Genomic DNA, 19,702 nt, shown 5'->3' on the forward strand with positions numbered 1-19,702 from the left:
ACATCGCCAATTTCAAACGGAACCCATGCAAACACTTAGAGAGAAATAAATCGTGTTTCAAACAAATACCCCTCATGTGAGGGGGGTCCTGACCCCACACGAGGGTTCGCCCTCGAAGGCTTCCGCCGGCCGCTTCCCAGAATAGGCCGCACCGTGAAAACATCACGCCTCTTTGCCCGAGGCCGGCCGTCCATGCTCCGCACCCAATACCAAAAAGTACGTTCACTCAGTGTGTTCGACATCATGCGGATGCATGCCATCTTCGAGGCGAACTATGCCAACGGCCCGCTGGACACCTTCATGCGCGACCTGAGCAAGAAGGACGGCGTGTTCGTGGTGCGCAAGAAGTCCACCGACGAGATCGTGGGCTTTTCCACCCTCGGCATCCACGAGTTCGCCCACGAGGGGCGCACCGTGCGCGGCCTGTTCAGCGGCGACACCATCATCGAAAAGGCCTACTGGGGTTCGCGCACGCTGCAGACGGCCTTCGCGCTCAAGCTCTTCACCGAGGCCATCAAGCGCCCCTTCTCGCGCCAATACTGGCTGCTGATCTCCAAAGGCTACAAGACCTACCTGCTGCTGAGCAAGAACTTCCCCGAGCACTACCCCCGGCGTGGCCACGACAACCCCCGCTTGAAGGACCTGGTGGTGGCGTACTGCGAAACCCTGTTCCCCGGCAAGCTGGACCACGCCGCGATGACGCTGGATTTTGGCGACAACGCCAATTGCCTGAAGCAGGACGTGGCAGGCATCGACGAGGCCTTGAAGGCACGCGAGCCCGACGTGGCGTTTTTCGAGCAGCGCAACCCGAACTGGCAGCGCGGCACCGAACTGCCTTGCATCGCCCGGGCAGACCTGGCGATGTTCGCCTGGGCCATCTGGCCCTTCTTGTGGAAAGCCTTGTTCAAGCCGGCCAGGCGGAAAACCGTGCGCGAAGCCGGCGTCAATCAGGTCGTTTGAGGTGGTGGCGTGGCCACGCCCTCGCGGGCCCGCTCCGCATAGCGGTTGAAGCGCCAGGCGCTCGATTCCATGGTGATGCGCCGCCAGGTCGTGCGCTTTTCACCGGGCGTCATCTCGGGCCACAACTGCACCTCGTCGAAGGTGCGGCCGCAGCCCTTGCAGATGTCGTCGCCCTGGCTGGTGGAGCAGATGGCGATGCAGGGCGTGTCGGGCGTGGTCTCGTACCAGCACAACCAGGCCTGCTTGGCCTTGGCGGGCATGGTGGCCTCGTCGCACGAAGGCTCGCGGTAGTACACCATCAGGGCGTAGATCTCGGCCAGGGCGCCCACCTCCGGGCACGACTGGATGCCGTCCACCGAGGGACTGCGATCGCGCCACCAATTGATGGCCGATTCGATGTCCGTGATGTGGATGCCGGCCATGGCTGGGCTCGTCATTCCTGCGCGGCGACCAGGGCGCTCAGCGCGGCTTCAACGTCGGCCTGGGCCACGCCAGCGGCGACGGCCACGGGCGCGCCGGCCAGGGCTGGCACGCCTTCCTGCTTGAAGCGCTTGACCCAGGCACCCGCTTCACGGCCATCGGCGAAGGCCTGGCTTTGCAGCAGCAGGCCGCCATCGGCCGAGGTCAGCTTGAAATAGAACTGGCCGTCGGCCTCACGGTATTGCTTGAACACCGGCACGGCTGATTTCGTGGCCTGCGCGGCTTTGCCCGCTGGCGCCGCCACGGCCACCATCTTGCGCAGGCCCACCGCGTTGCGCAGTTCGCCCAGGAAAGGCGTGGCCACGGCGCGGGCCTTGCGCGCACCGGCCAGCAGGATCTCTTCGATCTGCTCGGGGTGGGCCATCAGGTGCTCGTACTTCTCGCGCATGGGGCCCACGTGGGCTTCGATCAGGTCGACCACGCGCTGCTTGGCTTCGCCCCAGGCCAGGCCGGCGAGCAGGTCGGCGTGGAAGCTGGCGCGCTGTTCGGCGCTGGCAAAGGCATCGTGGATGGTGACCAGGTGGGCGCCTTCCGGATCCTTGGGCTCGCCGGGCAGCTTCGAATCGGTGACGATGCGCGCGATGGCCTCCTTCAAGGCCTTGGCCCCGCCCTGGAACAAGGGCACCGTGTTGTCGTAGCTCTTGGACATCTTGCGGCCATCCAGACCGGGCAAGGTGGCCACGGTTTCCTCGATCTCGGCCTGGGGCAGCACGAACAGCTCGCGGCCCTGGCCGAACAGGTGATTGAAGCGCTGGGCCACGTCGCGCGCCATCTCGATGTGCTGCACCTGGTCGCGGCCCACGGGCACGCGGTGGGCGTTGAACAGCAAGATGTCGGCCGCCATCAGGATGGGGTAGCAGTACAGGCCCATGGTCACGTTGGCGTCCGGGTCCTCGCCAGCGGCCACGCTCGCGTCCACCGTGGCCTTGTAGGCGTGGGCGCGGTTCATCTGGCCCTTGGCGGTCACGCAGGTCAGCAGCCAGTTCAGCTCGGTGGTCTCGGGGATGTCGCTCTGGCGGTAGAAGGTGACGCGTTCCGGGTCCAGGCCGGCCGCGACCCAGCTGGCGGCGATCTCGATGCGCGAGCGCTCGATGCGGGCCGGGTCGTCGCACTTGATGAGCGCGTGGTAGTCGGCCAGGAAAAAAAAGCTTTCGACGCCGGCTTCACGGCTGGCCGCGATGGCGGGTCGGATGGCCCCGACGTAGTTGCCAAGGTGCGGGGTGCCGGTGGTGGTGATGCCGGTGAGAACGCGTTCGGTCATGGTGGGCTTGGGAAGCGGTTGCGGGGGTGGAGGCGGGGAAGTGCCGCATTGTAAAAGGGCACCCCGCTACACTCTACGCCGCATGAAAAACATCGTCATCCTGATTTCCGGACGCGGCTCCAACATGGAAGCCATCGTCGAGGCCTGTGCCTCGCAGCAATGGCCGGCGCGCATCGCGGCCGTCATCAGCAACAAGCTGGATGCGGGCGGCCTGCGCTACGCCGCCGACCGGGGCATCGCCACGGCCAGCGTGAACCACAAGGACTACGCCACGCGCGAGGACTTCGACGCCGAGCTGGCGCGCACCATCGATGGTTTCGCGCCCGATGTGGTGGTGCTGGCCGGCTTCATGCGCATCCTGACCGAAGGCTTCGTGCGGCACTTCGAAGGCCGCATGCTCAACATCCACCCCTCGCTGTTGCCGGCTTTTCCGGGCCTGCACACGCATGCGCGCGCCATCGAGGCGGGGTGCAAGCTGGCGGGCGCCACGGTGCATTTCGTGACGCCGGAACTCGACCATGGGCCCATCGTGGTCCAGGCCGCCGTGCCGGTCTTGCCAGGCGACACGCCCGACACGCTGTCGGCACGGGTGCTGCAGCAAGAGCACGCGGTCTACCCGCGGGCGGTGCGCTGGTTCGTGGAAGGCACCTTGCAGGTCAACGGCCACCAGGTGGCGCAAACCGAAGGCGAAGCGCAACTGGTGGTGGCCGCCGCCTGAGCGGCCCACCACCCAGAGGTCAAGCGGCCGATCGGCGCCGACGCGCCCAGCCCAGGGCCAGCAGGCCGATGCCCGTCATGGCCCAGCTGGTCGGCTCGGGCACCGCGCTGCTGAGGCGCACATTGTCGATGTGCAGGATCTCGATCGGGCCATTGCCGGCTTCCAGGCTGATGTCCACCTGCTGCAGATTGGCCAGCACCGTGGACAGGATCTCGGGGGTGGTGTTCCAACTGGCCGCGTCCAGCGTGACCGAATAGGTGGCCCAGCCCAGGCCCGGCGCATCGCCAGCGGCCACGTCCACCGCCACGGAACCCAGGGTCGAGAACAAGGTGATGGTGCCGAACTCGGGCCAGTAGGCGTCGATGGCCGATTCCAGGCGGGCATCGAACGACAAGGTGCCGCCGAGGTAAGGCAACCAACCCCCCGTCAGCGCCGAACCGGGCAAAAGCAGGGACACATTGGTGTCGCCCGTCAGGTCCTGCACGCGCAGGTAACCCGCGGATTGGTGACTCAGCACCCCCGCCGGCTCGTTGACGGTGAAGCCCTGGGCATCCTGGTCAAAGGTGTAGGCCAGGTCGGCCTGAGCCTGGGTGGCGGCACCGGCCATTAACGCGGTGGACAACAAGGTCTGGATGATGCGCATGGGTACTCCCGGTTGGTATGGTGACCGGCAGTCTAGCCTCGCCGCACGGGGATGTGAATCCCAATGCCCTAGGGGACGAAGACATAGCCATGGCCGCGAACCGTCTGGATGTAGCGGGGGCGCGATGGCTCGGGCTCCAGCGCCTTGCGCAGACGCACGATGGAGGCGTCGACCGCGCGTGGCATCACATCGTCCGACCTGGGGTGCGAGACCTGCAGCAGGCGCTCGCGGGTGATCGCGGCATGGGGGTTGAGCACCAACTCGGCCAGGATGGCGTATTCGACCGTGCTGAGGATGCGCATCTCACCATCGCGCTGCAGGCTGCGCGAGGCGGCCATGAAGGTGTGCTCGCCAATGCGCACGGCGGCATCCGCGCCCGCGCCCGATTCGGCCACGACCGGCGCCGGCCTCGCTGCCCGCCGCAACAGGGCCCGGACGCGGGCCAGCAACTCGCGCGTGGAAAAAGGCTTGCTGAGGTAATCGTCGGCCCCCATTTCCAGGCCCAGCACGCGGTCGATTTCCTCGTTGCGCGCGGTCACCAGCATGAGGGGCACATCGTGGCCTGCGGCGCGCAGGCGCCGGCAGGCATCCAGCCCATCCAGGCCGGGCAGGCCAATGTCCATGAGGATGAGGTCGGGCCGCGACTCGGACACGCGCTGCAGCATCTCTTCGGCGCGCACCATGGCCGTGACGGTGAAGCCCTGCTTGCGCAGGTAGTCGGACATCATGTCCTGCAAAGAGAGATCGTCTTCCACAAGGTACAGGTGACAAGGCCGATCGTGTTCCATCGTGGTACTGCGTTGGGAAGGAATCCGCATCCTAGGGATGGGCCCCGGGTTTTGATCCGCCCATAAGCTCCAAGTGGGAGCCGTTCATCGGCCAATATGGTTCATGACATTTTCACGCCCTGAATCAGCGCAGTTTTTATTTCAAACTCGACATGAATTCATCACATTGTGACGCGGGGTGATGTCGCCGTGACTCATGGCGCCGTTTGTGATAACGGGATGACCTGTCCACGCCACCACCGTGAGGCGGCCGCCAAATACCGCCACTTCCAAGGCCAGATTGCCTGAACGGGGTATATCGCGGCACCTAGGATTCATTCACCTCATCACTTACCGGAGTTTGAAATGAATGGCATCCAACATTATTCCGTGCGCCCCAATACCCCGCCTTCCGTGAATAAAGCCATCGGCCAGGCCAGTGATTCAAGTTCATTTGGCCCGATGATGTCCAGCGCCCTGTCGGCCGCCGCCGCGGCCAGTGCGCCGACCAGCAGCGCGGTGTGCGCCATCAGCCAGGAAGGGCTGTCGGAACTGGCCAAGGTGTCCCGCGATGCTTATCGCGCGGCCGACGCCGCGGTGCATGCCACCACGTCCTTCGTTGGCCAAGCCATCGACGCCGTGGGCGACGCCATCGACGCGGCCGAAACCTGCGCGGGCCACGCCGTCATCGCGGGCGTCACCGCCTTCAACAAGCTGGTTTGAGGCACGGCCATGAATGTCCGCCCGACGCCCCTGCTGGCCGCCTTGCTGCTCTCGTCGCCGCTGTTCACGGCCTGTTCGGTGGTCAGCCCCCACCCCCTGTGGGAGCTGGCCAAGGCCTCGGGCGCGACGGTCAGCGCGGCGGTGAGCACCGCCGCGCCGGGCAAGGCCATCAACACCGTCTACCACCTGCATGCCCCGGTGCGCAGCGTCTGCATCGAGTTCAACCCCGACACCCAGGTGCCCGACATCGTCCCGGCACTGCAGATCGAACTGAAAGCCCAGCGGGTGGAAAGCCGGGTTTATGAATCACGCTCGGCCACTGGCCTGTGCAAATTCTGGCTGCGGTACAGCGCCTACACGGGGATGGATATTCCACCGCTGGGGGGCGACTACAAACCTTATATCCAGCAAGCCACCCTGACTTTGTGGAATGGCAGCGAACAGATATTGGCCAGCAGCCATTATGACCCGGGCGGCCCATTCGGAGTCGGAAAATGGGCCAGCACCCGAGCCAAATTGGCCCCGGTGGTTCAGGCCTTGATCACCGGCGAAGAAAATACCAAGGATTAATTCCATGAACACGACTCACCGCCGGCTCATGATCTGCGCCATGGCCCTCCCTTGTCTGAATACCTTGGGTGGTTGCAGTTCGACGTCGCCATTCTCCAACCTGCCGATGTCGGCCGCGCCCTACGAAACCCCGGTCTACATCGAGAAAATCAACACCGGCTCGCTGTTCCAGCCCGGCATGGACGCCACCTCGCTTTTTTCGGGCGACCGAAAACCCCGGGCCGTGGGCGACACCCTGAAAATCAACATCGCCGAGAAATTCGCGGCCACGAACAAGGTCAACACCAGCACGAGCCGTGACAACAAGGTGGCCACCAAAGGACCCGGCACCGCCAACCCCAACGGCGGTTTCATCGACCGGGTGCTGAACGTCGACGCCAGCGCGGGCGGCAGCGACGCCTACAAAGGCGCCGGCACCACCGACAGCTCGGGCAGCCTGAACGCCTTGCTCACGGCCTCGGTCATCAATGTGCTGCCCAACGGGCACCTGATGGTGGCCGGCGAGCGCAGCATCACGCTCAACGGCGGCACCAGCAACCTGCGCTTCCACGGCGTGGTCAACCCCAAGACGGTGAAGGCCGGCAACATCGTGGCCTCGGAAGACGTGCTCAACGCCCGCTTCGAGGTCGGCGGCCAGGGCGATGTGTCGGACGCCGGCTCGCGCAACTGGCTGCAGCGCTTCCTGACCAACAACCTGGTCATCTGGTGATGCGGGCGCTGCCCTTCAAGCCAGCACGGCGCGGCTGGCCAGCGCGGCCGCGGCGGCGCGCGTTTCCACGCCCAGCTTCTCGAAGATGTGCTCCAGGTGCTTGTTCACCGTCCGGTGGCTCAGGCCCAGGATCTCGGCAATGTCGCGGTTGGTCTTGCCCTTGGCCAGCCAGGACAACACCTCGGTTTCCCGTGGCGTGAGCGCGGCCAGGTCCAGGCGCGGGCGCGTGCCCCAGGCGTTGCGCAGGTGCGTGGCCAGGCGGGCCAGCACTTCCTCGATGCGCACGGGCTTGACCACGTAGTCCACGCCACCGGCATCGAAGCCGGCCACCACATCGGCCGTCTCCGACAGGCCCGTCATGAAGATCACCGGGATCTTGCACCACACCTCATGCGCCTTGATCTGGCGGCAGGTCTCGAAGCCCGACAGGCCGGGCATCACGGCGTCCAGCAGGATGGCATCGGGCTGGATCAGCGACAGGCGTTCCAGGGCCTGCAGCCCATCGCGGGCCACCAGCACGGTGTAGCCCTCGTTGGCCAGCGCATCGCACAGCATGCGCAAGGTGTCGACGGCATCGTCCACCACCAGCACGGTGCCCAGGTGGGGTTCAGGCTTGGGGCTCATCCAGCGCATCCTCGGAAATCACGGGGTTCAAACGTTCGATCAGGGTGTCGAATTCGAATTGGTCGGCCAGGTGAGACAGGCTCACCCACTCGCTTTGCCATTGTGGGTAGCGCTCGGCCAGTTGCGTCAGCTTCTGGCGCAGGGCGCGCAGGTGGCCGATGCGGGCCAGGCGGCACAGCTCTTCCACGACCTCGGCGGGCAGGTCGCTGGCGGTCAGTCGTGGCGCGCCGATGGCGTCGAGCTCGCCGCTGCGCGGGCCCAGCAGGTGCTGCAAAGGCAAGGCGGCGGGCTCGGTGCTCCACTCGATGGCGAGGTGCTCGCCCAGGGTGTCCAGCAGTTCCGACTCGATCACCGGCTTGGCCACGAAGGCCTGGCATTGCGCGGCCTGCAAGTTTTCGGGCCGGTTCTCGAACACATTGGCCGAGACCATGATGATGGGCACCTCGGTGAAGCCCGCGGCGCGGATCTGGCAGGCCACCTGCCAGCCATCGATGTCGTCCAGGGTGATGTCGAGCAGCACCGCGTCGGGGCAGGCCTCGCGCACGCTCTCCAGGCATTCCGGGCCGCTGGCAGCTTCGCGCAGGTGGAAGCCCAGTGGCAGCAGCATGCCGGCCAGCATCTGGCGTTGCAATGGTTGGTCGTCCACCACCAGCAGGCTGCGGCGCTCCCCCAGGTAACCGGTGATGGGCAGGTGGCGCGGGCGCGCGGCCAGCGCCGAGGTGGGCGGCATGGCGGGCTCGGCGATCTCGCGCAGGTACATGCGCACGGTAAAAGTGCTGCCCTCCCCCAGCTCGCTCTTCACGCTGAGCTCGCCGCCCATCAACTCGGTCAGCAAGTGCGTGATGGTCAGGCCCAGGCCGGTGCCGGGCTCGCTGCTGCGGCGGCCGGCACTGCCACGCTCGAAGGGCAGGAAGATGCGGTCGATGTCTTGCGGCGCGATGCCGATGCCGGTGTCGATGACCTCGAAGCGCAGCACCTCGCGCCGCGCATCCACCATCAGCGTGATGCGGCCCTTGTAGGTGAAGCGCGCGGCGTTGCTCAACAGGTTCAGCAGGATCTGGCGCAGGCGCTTGGCATCGGCATGCACCCAGGCGGGCACGCGGCCACGGGTCTCCAAGGCGAAGTCCAGGCCCTTGGCGGCGGTCTGCGTCTGCACCATGCGCACCACGTCGTCCAGGAAATCGCGGAAGGGCAAGGGCACCGGGTCCAGGCGCAGGCGGCCGGCTTCGATGCGGGCCAGGTCCAGCAGGCCATCGATCAGGCCCATCAGGTGTTCGCCACTGCGCTGGATGGTGTTCAAGGCTTCGCGGCCCGAACCCTGGCGTTGCTCGTCCTTCAACAAGATCTGCGCGTAGCCCATGATGCTGTTGAGCGGCGTGCGCAACTCGTGCGTCATGCCGGTCACGTAGCGGGTCTTGGCCTGGTTGGCGGCTTCGGCCAGGTCCTTGGCGGCTTGCAGGGCTGCATCGGTGCGGCGGTGGGCGTCGATTTCCAGCTGCAGCAACTGGTTGTGGCGGTTGCTTTCGTCCTGCGCCAGGTGACGGCTTTCAGACGCCAGCACCACCCACCACGAGCACACGGCCGCGGCCAGCAGCAGCAAGGCATAGACCTTGACGAAAGGCCCTTCCAGCATGGCCACGGCCGGACCATTCACGGCGTCCACCACATGGTTGACCACGCCCTCCTGGTAATACACCACGCCCAGCACCATGGCCAGGACGGCCGCCAAAGACAAGAACACCACCAGGTAGTGCCCCACGCGGAAATTGATGCGCCGCGACAGTTGCAGCGGCAACACCGCCGTGAGCGCATCGGACACCTGCTCGGCGGCCCGCGAGCGGCTCTTGCACCGGTCGTGGCAACGCGACTCCAGCGTGCAGCACAGCGAGCAAATGGGGGCGTCGTAGGCCGGGCAGGTGGCCATGTCCTCGGATTCGAATGGGTTCTCGCACACCGAGCACGCCACCATCTGCCCCGGCGCCCAAGGCGTCTTGTTGGGGCGGGCCAGGTAGTAGCGGCCCCGGGTGGTCCAGGCCAGCAGCGGCGAGGCGATCAGCGCGGTGCCCAGGGCGATGAAGGGCGATCCCGCCCGGGCCAAGTCGCCGAACATGCCCGAGTGCGCGGCGAAGGCCATCACCGTGGCCAGCAAGGTGGCGCCCAGGCCGACCGGGTTCAGGTCGTACAGGTAGGCCCGCTTGAACTCGATGTGCTTGGGGCTCCAGCCCAGCGGCTTGTTGATGACCAGGTCGGCCACCAGCGCGCCCACCCAGCCGATGGCCACGTTGCCGTACAGGCCCAGCACGCGCTCCAGCGCGCCGAACACGCCCAAGGTCATCAGCATGACCGCGATCACCACGTTGAACACCAGCCAGACCACGCGGCCCGGGTGGCTGTGCGTGAGCCGCGCGAAGAAGTTGGACCAGGCCAGCGAGCCCGCGTAGGCATTGGTGACGTTGATCTTGACCTGCGACACGATGACGAACAGCACCATGCTGCCCAACGCCCAGGTGGGCGAGGTGAACACCTCGCCAAAGGCCGCCAGGTACATCTGCGTGGGCTCCATGGCCTGGTGGGGCGGCACGTGGTGCTGCAAGGCCAGGAAGGCCAGGAAGCCACCCGCCACCATCTTGAGCATGCCCGGCACGATCCAGCCCGGGCCGGCCACCAGCACCGCCGTCCACCAGCGCACGCGGTTCTCTTTGGTTTTCTCAGGCAAGAAGCGCAGAAAGTCGACCTGCTCGCCCACCTGCACGATGAGCGAGAAGACCACCGTGGCCGCCATGCCAAAGGCCATCAGGCTGAAGTCGCTGCTGGCCGAACTGCGGCCCACCATGCCGGTGAACTCGACATAGGCCTCGGGCCGCTTGATGGCCACGAACACGAAGGGGCACACGAACATCAGTGCCCACAAGGGCTGCGTCCACAACTGCAGTCGAGAGATCAGCGTGATGCCGTGCGTGACCAGCGGCACGATCACCAGCGACGACGCCAGGTAGCACACCGGCAAGGACCAGTCGAACACCATCTGCAAGGCGAGCGCCATGATGGCCGCCTCCAGCGCGAAGAAGATGAAGGTGAAGCTGGCGTAGATCAGCGAGGTGAGCGTGGACCCCAGGTAGCCGAAGCCCGCGCCGCGCGTGAGCAGGTCCAGGTCCAGACCGTACTTGGCCGCGTAATAGCTGATGGGCAGGCCCGTCATGAAGATGATCAGGCCCACCACCAGCGTGGCCCACAGCATGTTCGAGAAGCCGTAGTTCAGCGCAATGGCGCCGCCAATGGCTTCCAGCGCCAAAAAAGACACCGCGCCGAACGCCGTGTTCGCCACGCGGAATTCCGACCACTTGCGGAAGGTGCGTGGCGTGTAGCGAAGGGCGTAGTCCTCCAGGGTTTCGTTGGCCACCCAGGAGTTGTAGTCACGACGGATGCGAAAGATCTTCTGCCGGGCAACGGACACAGACTGGCTCCGTGGGAATGAGACCTTAACCCTTCTGCAAGAAGCGATCCACCACGCTGCCTACGTTGAATGACGTATTCAAGGAAGCCCGGTCCTTGCTTACTGTGATGGACATGGTCACACCGACAGTGCATGCACGAAACCATGCATGCACCAAGGCGTGGCATCCGTAGTCCCTTTTTTGTGCGCAAGGAGCTTTTCCATGTCGAATGACCGTGACGATTCCAATCAGCAAAACCGCCGCCGCCTGTTGCAAGGCATCGGTGCCCTTCCCCTCGTGGGCATGACGGGGCTGAGCCATGGAGCCGCCCCCGCCACGTCAGCCATCAACACCACGAAGCTGGCCATCACCGACACCGAAGTCACCGTGGGCCAGTTGCACTCCGCCACCGGCACCATGGCGATTTCGGAAACCGGCTCGATCCAGGCCGAACAACTGGCCATCGACCAGATCAACGCCATGGGCGGCATCCTGGGTCGCAAGATCAAGGTCATCAAGGAAGACGGCGCCTCCGACTGGCCCACCTTCGCTGAAAAGTCGAAGAAGCTGCTGGTCAACGACCACGTGGCCGCCGTGTTCGGTTGCTGGACCTCGGCCTCGCGCAAGGCCGTGCTGCCCATCTTCGAAAAGGAAAACGGCCTGCTCTACTACCCGACCTTCTACGAAGGCCTGGAGCAATCCAAGAACGTGATCTACACGGGCCAGGAAGCCACGCAGCAAATCTTGTGGGGCCTGGACTGGGCCTCGAAAGAGAAGAAGGCCAAAACCTTCTTCCTGGTCGGCTCCGACTACATCTGGCCCCGCACCTCGATGAAGATCGCGCGCAAGCACATCGAATCCGTCGGCAAGCTGGGCAGCGTGGTGGGTGAAGAGTACTACCCCTTGGGCAACACCAACTTCAACTCCCTGATCAACAAGATCAAGGTCGCCAAGCCCGATTGCATCTTCGCAGCCGTGGTGGGTGGCTCGAACGTGGCCTTCTACAAGCAGCTCAAGGCCGCCGGCATCACGGGCGCCAAGCAGTTCCTGCTGACCCTGTCGGTGACCGAGGACGAAATGCTGGGCGTGGGTGGCGAAAACTTCGCCGGCTTCTACTCGTCGATGAAGTACTTCCAATCGCTGGACAACGACAACAACAAGAAGTTCGTGGCCGCGTTCAAGGGCAAGTACGGCCCGAAATCGGTGATCGGCGACGTGACGCAAGCCGGCTACCTCGGCCCCTGGCTGTGGAAGGCCGCGGTCGAGAAGGCCGGCAGCTTCGACGTGAACAAGGTCGTGGCCGCCTCGCCGGGCATCGAACTGAAGATCGCCCCCGAAGGCTACGTGAAGCTGCACGACAACCACCACTTGTGGAGCAAGGCCCGCATCGCCCAAGGCCAGCCCGATGGCACCTTCAAGGTCGTGGCCGAGTCGAAAGAGTTGATCGAACCCAACCCCTTCCCCAAGGGCTACCAGTAAGGCAGTACCCCCTCGCCACCGGCCAGCAGTATCGGCCGGCCCGGCGAGGGGTTTTTTCATTTGATTCGATGAGTTCGGCCAGGAGCGTGGGATGACACTTTCAGAAATACTCAACATCAGCGTGATGCAGGGATTCGCAGGCCTCAGCCTGTTTTCCGTGTTGCTGCTCATGGGCCTGGGCCTGGCCATCATCTTCGGCCAGATGGGCGTGATCAACCTCGCGCACGGCGAGTTCATGACCATCGGCGCCTACACCATCTACATGGTGTCCAGCTACGTTGAAACCAAGTACCCCAGCTTCGTTCCCTATTACTTTCCCTGCGCCATCGTCCTGGCCTTCTTCATCGCGTTCGCGGCGGGCTACCTGGCCGAATGGGCGCTGATCCGCCACCTGTACAAGCGCCCGCTCGACACCCTGCTCGCCACCTGGGGCTTGAGCCTGGGCATGCAGCAGTGCTTCCGCACCTTCATCGGCCCCAAAGAAGTGAGCCCCACCCTGCCCGAATGGCTGATGGGTTCGTGGGCCCCGAAAGAGGGCCTGGACATCCCCATCAACGGCATGTTCGTGATGGGCCTGACCGCCCTGGTCACGGCCGGCGTGATGCTCGCGCTCTACAAGTCGCGCTGGGGCCTGCGCGTGCGCGCCTCGGTCTCCAACCGCATGATGGCCAACGCCATTGGCATCAACACCAGCCGCACTGATCGACTCACCTTCGCCATCGGTTGCGGCATCGCCGGCATCGCGGGCGCGGCCTTCACCACCATCGGCTCCACCGGCCCCACTTCAGGCTCGCTCTACATCGTGGACGCCTTCCTGGTGGTGACCTTCGGTGGCGCGGCCAGCCTGCTCGGCACGGTGGCCTCGGCCTTCGGCATCGCGCAGACGCAGTCCATCGCCGAGTTCTTCATCACAGGCTCCATGGCCAAGGTGCTGACGCTGTCCTTGATCGTGCTGATCCTGATGATCCGCCCGCAAGGCCTGTTCGCCTCCAAGGTTCGCCGCTGATTTCAGCCTGACAGAGATACGACGGAGTAGATCCCCATGAAGAGTTTGATGAACTGGTTGAAAACCTCCAGCCTGGGCAGCATCGTGCTGCTGGCCCTGGTGATCCTGGTGGTGTTCCCGCTGTCGATGGACATCTTCCGCCTGAACCTGGTGGGCAAGTACCTGACCTACGGCTTCGTGGCCATCGGCCTGGTGATGCTGTGGGGCTGGAGCGGCACACTGAGCCTGGGCCAGGGCGTGTTCTTCGGCCTGGGTGGCTACTGCATGGCCATGTTCCTGAAGCTGGAAGCCTCTGACCCCATCACCACCAAGATCCAGTCCACCCCCGGCATCCCCGACTTCATGGACTGGAACCAGATCACGGCCCTGCCGCTGTTCTGGAAGCCCTTCCAAAGCTTGCCGCTCACCCTGATCGCCATCATCCTGGTGCCCACGCTGCTGGCCTTCATCATCAGCTACGCGATGTTCAAGCGGCGCGTGGGTGGCGTGTACTTCGCCATCATCACGCAGGCCGTGGCCTTGATCGTGACCGTGCTGATCATCGGCCAGCAGGGCTACACCGGCGGCGTCAACGGCATGACCGACCTGAAGACCGTGCTGGGCTGGGACACCCGCACCGACCACGCCAAGTTCATCCTCTACTTCGTGAACGCCGGCCTGCTGCTGGGCTGCATCCTGTTGTGCAAGTGGGTTCAGACCAGCAAGCTGGGCACCCTGCTGCTGGCCATGCGCGACAAGGAAGACCGCGTGCGCTTCTCGGGCTACGACGTGTCGATGTTCAAGGTCTTCACCTTTTGCCTGGCGGCCGGCATCTCGGCCATCGGTGGCGCCATGTTCGCACTGCAGGTGGGCTTCATGTCGCCCTCCTTCGTCGGCATCGTGCCCTCGATCGAGATGGTGATCTTCGCCGCCGTGGGTGGCCGCATGAGCCTGGTGGGGGCGGTCTACGGCACCTTGCTGGTGAACGCAGGCAAGACCTACTTCTCAGAGACCGCCCCTGACCTGTGGCTCTTCCTGATGGCTGCGCTGTTCATCGGCGTGGTGATGGCCTTCCCCAACGGCCTGGCCGGCCTGTACGAAGAAAAGATCAAGCCCTGGGCCGCCAAGCGCCGCGTGGACCTGGCCGCCGAGAAGGCACGCCGCAAGGCCCGCGATGCGGACGATGCCAAGCCCGTGGCCGCTGTGCCCCAGGCCACCACGCCCACCCCGCACATGCCCAACGGCATGAGCAACCAGCAAGCCTGACCCGCCACAAGGAACGACTGAACCATGAGCAACACAGACTTCGTCCTCGCGGTGGAAGACCTCACCGTGTCCTTCGATGGCTTCAAGGCCATCGACAGCCTGACCCTGTACGTGGACCGCGGCGAGCTGCGCGTCATCATCGGCCCCAACGGCGCCGGCAAAACCACCTTGCTGGATTTGATCTGCGGCAAGACCAAGGCCAGCACCGGCAGCATCAAGTTCAAGAACAAAGAGATGACCAAGCTGCAGGAGCACAAGATCGTGCGCGCCGGCATCGGCCGCAAGTTCCAGACGCCCTCCATCTACGAAAACCTCAGCGTCTTCAAGAACCTGGAGGTGTCCTTTCCGCGGGGCCGCAGCGTGTTCGGCGCCCTGTCGTTCAGCTGCACCGATGAGGTCAAGGCCCGCATCCAGTCGGTGGCCGAAGAGATCGGCCTGGCCGAGCAGCTGCACACCGAATCCGGCCTGCTGTCGCACGGCCAGAAGCAGTGGCTGGAGATCGGCATGCTCTTGATGCAAGACCCCGAGCTGCTGATGCTGGACGAGCCCATCGCCGGCATGAGCGTGCGCGAGCGCGAGCTGACTGCCGAGCTGCTGCAACGCATCGCCAAGAACCGCTCGCTCATCGTGATCGAGCACGACATGGATTTCGTCAAGCGCATCGCCGACAAGGTGACCGTGATGCACCAGGGAAAGATCCTGGCGGAAGGGTCGATGGACAAGGTCCAGAACGACCCCAAGGTCATCGACGTTTACCTCGGCCACTGAGCCAAGCCTGAACAAGCTAAGGAATCAACACCATGTTGGCAGTCAACGATCTGTTTGTCGCATACGGTCAGAGCGAGGCGCTGCACGGCATCTCGTTCGAGGCCAAGTCCAAGGAAACCGTGGCCATCATGGGCCGCAACGGCATGGGCAAGACCACGCTGTTCAAGAGCCTGATGGGCGTGCTGCCCACCAAGTCCGGCAAGGTCGAAGTGGGCGGGCTGGATGTCACCAAGGACGAGAGCTACCGCCGCGTGGCCAAGGGCATCGCCTACGTGCCGCAGGGCCGCATGATCTTCCCCACCCTGACGGTGGAAGAGAACATCCAGACCGGCCTGGAGAACGCCAAGCACAAGCGCATCCCCGACGAAATCTACGCGCTCTTCCCCGTGCTGTTCGACATGCGCGCGCGCAAGGGCGGCAACCTGTCGGGTGGGCAACAGCAGCAACTGGCCATTGCCCGCGCGCTCGTCACCAACCCCAAGGTGCTGCTGCTCGATGAGCCCACCGAAGGCATCCAGCCTTCCATCATCAAAGACATCGCCAAGGCCCTGAACGAGATCCGCCGCATGCGCGACATCACGATCATCGTGTCAGAACAAGTGCTGTCCTTCGCGCTGGACGTGGCCGACCGCCTCTTCGTGATCGAAGGCGGCCGCCTGGTCCATGAAACCGACCGCGCCGACACCGACGTCGCGCGCATCAAGCAATACCTCTCTGTGTAAGTCAAAGGAGCCAAGCCATGCCTGAAACCCTCATCAAAGTCGACCTCAACGAATCGCCCTACAGCAACGAGAACATCCACAACCGCTGGCACCCGGACATCCCGATGGCCTGCTGGGTGAACCCCGGCGACGACTTCGTGCTGGAAACCTACGACTGGACCGGCGGCTACATCAAGAACAACGACAGCGCCGACGACATCCGCGACGTGGACCTGACCACGGTGCACTTCTTGTCGGGCCCGGTGGGCGTCAAGGGCGCCGAGCCTGGCGACCTGCTGGTGGTCGAGCTGCTGGACATCGGAGCCAAGCAAGACAGCCTGTGGGGCTTCAACGGCTTCTTCAGCAAGAAGAACGGCGGCGGCTTTTTGACCGAGCACTTCCCGCTGGCTCAGAAGTCCATCTGGGATTTCAACGGCATGTTCACCAAGAGCCGCCACATCCCCGGCGTGGAGTTTGCCGGCCTGATCCACCCCGGCCTGATCGGCTGCCTGCCCGACCCCAAGATGCTGGCCACCTGGAACGAGCGCGAAGTGGACTTCATCGCCACCCAGCCCGACCGCGTGCCCCCCCTGGCCAACCCGCCCTTCGCGGCCACCACCCACGCCGGCAAGGCCACGGGCGCGACCAAGGACAAGATCGCGGCCGAAGGCGCCCGCACCGTGCCCCCGCGTGAACACGGCGGCAACTGCGACATCAAGGATTTGTCGCGCGGCTCCAAGGTCTTCTTCCCCGTGTACGTGGAAGGCGCAGGCCTGAGCGTGGGCGACCTGCACTTCAGCCAGGGCGATGGCGAAATCACCTTCTGCGGCGCCATCGAGATGGCCGGCTGGGTGCACATGCGCGTATCGATCATCAAGGGCGGCATGGCCAAGTACGGCATCAAGAACCCGATCTTCAAGCCCAGCACCATCACGCCCAACTACAAGGATTACCTGATCTTTGAAGGCATCTCGGTGGACGAATACGGCAAGCAGCACTACCTGGACGTGCACGTGGCCTACCGCCAGGCCTGCCTGAACGCCATCGAGTACCTGACCAAGTTCGGCTACAGCAAGGCACAGGCTTATTCGATCCTGGGCACCGCCCCCGTGCAGGGCCACATCAGCGGCGTGGTCGACATACCGAACGCCTGTGCCACCTTGTGGTTGCCGACCGAGATTTTCGAGTTCGACATCAACCCGACCGCGGCCGGGCCCATCAAGATGCTGGACGGCAGCATCGACATGCCCATCTCGCAAGACCTCTGATCTGGACGAAGCAGGAGACAGCCCCCATGCCGACTTACGAGTACGACTGCCCAAGCTGCGGGGGCTTCGACGCCATCCGCAGCCTTTCGACCCGCAATGACCCGTGCGCCTGCCCGGAATGCGGCAGCGCCTCGGGCCGCGTGTTCGCCACAGCCCCGCGCCTGGCCTGCGTGAGCAGCGACACGCGCACGGCCATGGACCGCAATGAGAAGGCGCGGCATGAGCCGCGTTCTTCAAAGGATGGGAGCTATGGACGGCTGAGCCACCCTTCGGGGTGCGGGTGCTGTTCAACCAGCAAGGGAATCCGCAGCGCGACGGTGACAGCCGCCAATGGAAACAAGGCGTTTCCGTCGAAGCGGCCCTGGATGATCAGCCACTGAGCGGCCCTGGCCTCAAAGGCCAAAATTGCGCGACAGAACTCCCTCAACTTCCACCACGGTCTGCCGAAAAGCAACGCACCATTAGAGTGCTCCGCTCACCGCTTCCACCACGGTGCTGCATGAATGAGCCGCATGTGGACCGGATGGTCTGGTTCAAACCCGGTGGACGGAGAGACAGTGATGGAGTTCTTTCGCAAAGCCCGCATCAGCAGCAGGATGCTGGCGCTCGCCCTCATGAGTGGCTTGTTGACCCTGGCCATTGGCCTCGTTGGACTGACGCAGTCGTCCAGGATCAACGACATGGTCAACAGCATGTACGACGAAAACCTGGTGCCGGTTGCCGACATCGCCAATGCCAACATGGAGGCGATTTACCACCACCGCGCCATGCTCACCTACGTGGCCCAGCCCGACCGGGAAGTGATGAAACGCATCGCGGCCGGTGCGGACAAAAACCTGGCCAAGATGAAAGAGCTGCTGGACAAGTACCGCAAGACGCAACTGACGCCGGCGGAGACCAGCCTGCTGGCCAAGCTGGACGAGGCGTGGCCGCCCTACCTGGCCGCCGCCAGCAAGGCCGCCAAGACCTCGTTGGACGGTGACGACGCGGCCGCGATGAAGATGATGCTCGACGAGGTTCAGCCCCTGTTCCAGAAAACAGACGACCTGCTGACCGACCTCGTCAACCTGAACGTGGCACTGGGAAAGAAGGCCTACGACGACAGCGATGTGGTCGTGGCGGAAGTGCGCTGGCTGCTGGGCACCGTGATGCTGGGCGCCGTGTTGCTGTCCGTCGGTGGTGCCTTGTTGATCAGCCGCAGCATCACCAAGCCGCTGGGTGGTGAGCCCGACGACCTGGTCCAGGCGGCCGACGCCGTCGCCAGCGGTGACCTGAGCCTGACGCTCGCGGTGCCTGCCGGTGACACGCACAGTGCGATGGCGCGCATGGCCGCCATGCAGACGGCACTGGCCCGTGTGGTGGCGAACGTGCGCGCCAACTCTGAGAGCGTGGCAACGGCCAGTGCCCAGATTGCCCAGGGCAACCAAGACCTGAGCCAGCGCACCGAAGAGCAGGCCAGCGCGCTGCAGCAGACGGCGGCCACCATGGAGCAACTCAGTACCACGGTGAGCAACAACACCGACAGCGCCAAGCAGGCCAATCAACTGGCCCAGGGCGCCTCGGCCGTGGCGGCCCAAGGCGGTGAGGTGGTGGGCCAGGTCGTCACCACCATGCAAGGCATCAGCGACAGCAGCCGCAAGATCGGCGACATCATTGGCGTGATCGATGGCATTGCCTTCCAGACGAACATCCTGGCGCTGAACGCCGCGGTGGAAGCCGCCCGCGCCGGCGAACAAGGCCGCGGCTTCGCGGTGGTGGCCAGCGAAGTGCGCAGCCTCGCCCAGCGCAGCGCTGAAGCCGCCAAGGAAATCAAAACGCTGATCGGCCGCAGTGTCGAGCAGGTGGAACAAGGCACGGTGCTGGTCGACCAGGCTGGCAAGACCATGGGCGAGATCGTGGGCTCCATCAGGCGCGTGAGCGACATCGTGGCCGAGATCACCTCGGCCAGCATCGAACAGAGCTCGGGCATCGCCCAAGTGGGAAATGCGGTGGGCCAGATGGACCAGGTGACGCAGCAGAACGCGGCCTTGGTGGAAGAAAGCGCCGCGGCGGCCGAGAGCCTGAAGGGCCAGGCGCAGCAACTGGTGCAGGCCGTGGCGGTGTTCAAGCTGTCTGGCGATGGGCATGTGGCGCCGTCTTACGTTTCTTCGCCTGCGGTGAATGCACCTACGGGCGAACGCAGGGGGCCTAACCGGGCTAAGAATGTCAGCCGGCCGGCGTTCAAGGCCAAGTCGTCGGGCGAGGCTTCTGTCAAGGCTGTTGAAGAACCAGCCTTGGCCAGTGCCAAGACGGGGACTGACGATTGGACTTCGTTCTGAGCCGGCGCTTCCATTGACCGCAATGAGA

19 protein-coding genes are annotated in these 19,702 nt (G+C 64.5%); 13 read left to right on the forward strand and 6 right to left on the reverse strand.

The window, feature by feature from the left end:
* Positions 1–192: 192 nt before the first annotated feature.
* A complete protein-coding gene (locus ACREB4_RS07415) occupies positions 193–960 on the forward strand; it encodes a hypothetical protein (RefSeq protein WP_431587572.1) in 768 nt (255 codons plus the stop codon).
* Here the strand turns inward: ACREB4_RS07415 and ACREB4_RS07420 are convergent.
* Positions 948–1,382, reverse strand: coding sequence for a DUF3717 domain-containing protein (locus tag ACREB4_RS07420; protein WP_431587573.1), 435 nt, complete (start codon positions 1,380–1,382; stop codon positions 948–950). The genes ACREB4_RS07415 and ACREB4_RS07420 overlap by 13 nt on opposite strands.
* A gap of 11 nt (positions 1,383–1,393) precedes the next feature.
* Positions 1,394–2,701 carry a tryptophan--tRNA ligase gene (locus ACREB4_RS07425; protein ID WP_431587574.1) on the reverse strand — a complete coding sequence of 436 codons (1,308 nt, stop codon included), beginning with the start codon at positions 2,699–2,701 and terminating at the stop codon, positions 1,394–1,396.
* A gap of 82 nt (positions 2,702–2,783) precedes the next feature.
* Between ACREB4_RS07425 and purN the strand changes: the two genes are divergently transcribed.
* On the forward strand, positions 2,784–3,419 hold the full coding sequence (gene purN, locus ACREB4_RS07430; protein WP_431587575.1) for a phosphoribosylglycinamide formyltransferase: 636 nt from the start codon (positions 2,784–2,786) through the stop codon (positions 3,417–3,419).
* Between the two features lie 19 nt (positions 3,420–3,438).
* On the opposite strand, the gene ACREB4_RS07435 is transcribed toward purN, so the two are convergent.
* Together ACREB4_RS07435 and ACREB4_RS07440 are read right to left on the reverse strand one after the other, a co-directional pair.
* Positions 3,439–4,062, reverse strand: a complete 624-nt coding sequence (locus ACREB4_RS07435) for a PEP-CTERM sorting domain-containing protein (RefSeq protein ID WP_431587576.1) — start codon at positions 4,060–4,062, stop codon at positions 3,439–3,441.
* Between the two features lie 68 nt (positions 4,063–4,130).
* The gene (locus ACREB4_RS07440; protein WP_431587577.1) at positions 4,131–4,850 is read right to left on the reverse strand and encodes a response regulator; all 720 of its coding nucleotides are present in this window, start codon (positions 4,848–4,850) and stop codon (positions 4,131–4,133) included.
* Between the two features lie 345 nt (positions 4,851–5,195).
* Between ACREB4_RS07440 and ACREB4_RS07445 the strand changes: the two genes are divergently transcribed.
* Genes ACREB4_RS07445 through ACREB4_RS07455 form a run of 3 tightly spaced genes read left to right on the forward strand, consistent with a single transcriptional unit; the run spans position 5,196 to position 6,831 of the window.
* Positions 5,196–5,552 carry a hypothetical protein gene (locus tag ACREB4_RS07445; protein WP_431587578.1) on the forward strand — a complete coding sequence of 119 codons (357 nt, stop codon included), beginning with the start codon at positions 5,196–5,198 and terminating at the stop codon, positions 5,550–5,552.
* Positions 5,553–5,561: 9 nt separating this feature from the next.
* The gene (locus ACREB4_RS07450; protein WP_431587579.1) at positions 5,562–6,122 is read left to right on the forward strand and encodes a cell division protein FtsI; all 561 of its coding nucleotides are present in this window, start codon (positions 5,562–5,564) and stop codon (positions 6,120–6,122) included.
* A 4-nt stretch (positions 6,123–6,126) separates the two neighbouring features.
* A complete protein-coding gene (locus ACREB4_RS07455; protein ID WP_431587580.1) occupies positions 6,127–6,831 on the forward strand; it encodes a flagellar basal body L-ring protein FlgH in 705 nt (234 codons plus the stop codon).
* Positions 6,832–6,846: 15 nt separating this feature from the next.
* Here ACREB4_RS07455 and ACREB4_RS07460 read toward each other — a convergent pair whose 3' ends face one another.
* Positions 6,847–7,455 carry a response regulator transcription factor gene (locus ACREB4_RS07460; protein WP_431587581.1) on the reverse strand — a complete coding sequence of 203 codons (609 nt, stop codon included), beginning with the start codon at positions 7,453–7,455 and terminating at the stop codon, positions 6,847–6,849.
* On the reverse strand, positions 7,439–10,909 hold the full coding sequence (locus ACREB4_RS07465; protein ID WP_431587582.1) for a hybrid sensor histidine kinase/response regulator: 3,471 nt from the start codon (positions 10,907–10,909) through the stop codon (positions 7,439–7,441). The genes ACREB4_RS07460 and ACREB4_RS07465 overlap by 17 nt, the downstream gene beginning before the upstream one ends.
* Positions 10,910–11,111: 202 nt before the next feature.
* Here ACREB4_RS07465 and urtA point away from each other — a divergent pair, with 202 nt between their 5' ends.
* From urtA to ACREB4_RS07505, 8 genes are all read left to right on the forward strand, one after another.
* Positions 11,112–12,368: an urea ABC transporter substrate-binding protein gene (gene urtA, locus ACREB4_RS07470; RefSeq protein WP_431587583.1), complete on the forward strand. Its 1,257-nt coding sequence runs from the start codon at positions 11,112–11,114 to the stop codon at positions 12,366–12,368.
* A gap of 91 nt (positions 12,369–12,459) precedes the next feature.
* Entirely contained in the window at positions 12,460–13,374 is a 915-nt protein-coding gene (gene urtB, locus ACREB4_RS07475; protein ID WP_431587584.1) for an urea ABC transporter permease subunit UrtB, read from the forward strand.
* Positions 13,375–13,410: 36 nt separating this feature from the next.
* Positions 13,411–14,619 carry an urea ABC transporter permease subunit UrtC gene (gene urtC, locus ACREB4_RS07480; protein ID WP_431587585.1) on the forward strand — a complete coding sequence of 403 codons (1,209 nt, stop codon included), beginning with the start codon at positions 13,411–13,413 and terminating at the stop codon, positions 14,617–14,619.
* A gap of 24 nt (positions 14,620–14,643) precedes the next feature.
* The gene (gene urtD / locus ACREB4_RS07485) at positions 14,644–15,387 is read left to right on the forward strand and encodes an ABC transporter ATP-binding protein (RefSeq protein WP_431587586.1); all 744 of its coding nucleotides are present in this window, start codon (positions 14,644–14,646) and stop codon (positions 15,385–15,387) included.
* Positions 15,388–15,419: 32 nt separating this feature from the next.
* Positions 15,420–16,109: an urea ABC transporter ATP-binding subunit UrtE gene (gene urtE, locus ACREB4_RS07490; RefSeq protein WP_431587587.1), complete on the forward strand. Its 690-nt coding sequence runs from the start codon at positions 15,420–15,422 to the stop codon at positions 16,107–16,109.
* A 17-nt stretch (positions 16,110–16,126) separates the two neighbouring features.
* Positions 16,127–17,356 carry a formamidase gene (gene fmdA, locus ACREB4_RS07495; protein ID WP_431587588.1) on the forward strand — a complete coding sequence of 410 codons (1,230 nt, stop codon included), beginning with the start codon at positions 16,127–16,129 and terminating at the stop codon, positions 17,354–17,356.
* 26 nt (positions 17,357–17,382) lie between these two features.
* Positions 17,383–17,736: an FmdB family zinc ribbon protein gene (locus ACREB4_RS07500; RefSeq protein WP_431587589.1), complete on the forward strand. Its 354-nt coding sequence runs from the start codon at positions 17,383–17,385 to the stop codon at positions 17,734–17,736.
* 180 nt (positions 17,737–17,916) lie between these two features.
* On the forward strand, positions 17,917–19,674 hold the full coding sequence (locus ACREB4_RS07505) for a methyl-accepting chemotaxis protein (RefSeq protein WP_431587590.1): 1,758 nt from the start codon (positions 17,917–17,919) through the stop codon (positions 19,672–19,674).
* The last annotated feature ends 28 nt before the right edge of the window (positions 19,675–19,702 follow it).

Origin of the sequence: Aquabacterium sp., assembly GCF_050725395.1 — a bacterium.
Taxonomy (GTDB): Bacteria; Pseudomonadota; Gammaproteobacteria; order Burkholderiales; family Burkholderiaceae_C; genus Aquabacterium.

Bases quoted from the DNA above. Each gene is read 5' to 3' on its own strand.
- ACREB4_RS07415 (WP_431587572.1), top strand. From the start codon at position 193: ATGCTCCGCACCCAATACCAAAAAGTACGTTCACTCAGTGTGTTCGAC.
- ACREB4_RS07420 (WP_431587573.1), bottom strand. From the start codon at position 1,382: ATGGCCGGCATCCACATCACGGACATCGAATCGGCCATCAATTGGTGG.
- ACREB4_RS07425 (WP_431587574.1), bottom strand. From the start codon at position 2,701: ATGACCGAACGCGTTCTCACCGGCATCACCACCACCGGCACCCCGCAC.
- purN (WP_431587575.1), top strand. From the start codon at position 2,784: ATGAAAAACATCGTCATCCTGATTTCCGGACGCGGCTCCAACATGGAA.
- ACREB4_RS07435 (WP_431587576.1), bottom strand. From the start codon at position 4,062: ATGCGCATCATCCAGACCTTGTTGTCCACCGCGTTAATGGCCGGTGCC.
- ACREB4_RS07440 (WP_431587577.1), bottom strand. From the start codon at position 4,850: ATGGAACACGATCGGCCTTGTCACCTGTACCTTGTGGAAGACGATCTC.
- ACREB4_RS07445 (WP_431587578.1), top strand. From the start codon at position 5,196: ATGAATGGCATCCAACATTATTCCGTGCGCCCCAATACCCCGCCTTCC.
- ACREB4_RS07450 (WP_431587579.1), top strand. From the start codon at position 5,562: ATGAATGTCCGCCCGACGCCCCTGCTGGCCGCCTTGCTGCTCTCGTCG.
- ACREB4_RS07455 (WP_431587580.1), top strand. From the start codon at position 6,127: ATGAACACGACTCACCGCCGGCTCATGATCTGCGCCATGGCCCTCCCT.
- ACREB4_RS07460 (WP_431587581.1), bottom strand. From the start codon at position 7,455: ATGAGCCCCAAGCCTGAACCCCACCTGGGCACCGTGCTGGTGGTGGAC.
- urtA (WP_431587583.1), top strand. From the start codon at position 11,112: ATGTCGAATGACCGTGACGATTCCAATCAGCAAAACCGCCGCCGCCTG.
- urtB (WP_431587584.1), top strand. From the start codon at position 12,460: ATGACACTTTCAGAAATACTCAACATCAGCGTGATGCAGGGATTCGCA.
- urtC (WP_431587585.1), top strand. From the start codon at position 13,411: ATGAAGAGTTTGATGAACTGGTTGAAAACCTCCAGCCTGGGCAGCATC.
- urtD (WP_431587586.1), top strand. From the start codon at position 14,644: ATGAGCAACACAGACTTCGTCCTCGCGGTGGAAGACCTCACCGTGTCC.
- urtE (WP_431587587.1), top strand. From the start codon at position 15,420: ATGTTGGCAGTCAACGATCTGTTTGTCGCATACGGTCAGAGCGAGGCG.
- fmdA (WP_431587588.1), top strand. From the start codon at position 16,127: ATGCCTGAAACCCTCATCAAAGTCGACCTCAACGAATCGCCCTACAGC.
- ACREB4_RS07500 (WP_431587589.1), top strand. From the start codon at position 17,383: ATGCCGACTTACGAGTACGACTGCCCAAGCTGCGGGGGCTTCGACGCC.
- ACREB4_RS07505 (WP_431587590.1), top strand. From the start codon at position 17,917: ATGGAGTTCTTTCGCAAAGCCCGCATCAGCAGCAGGATGCTGGCGCTC.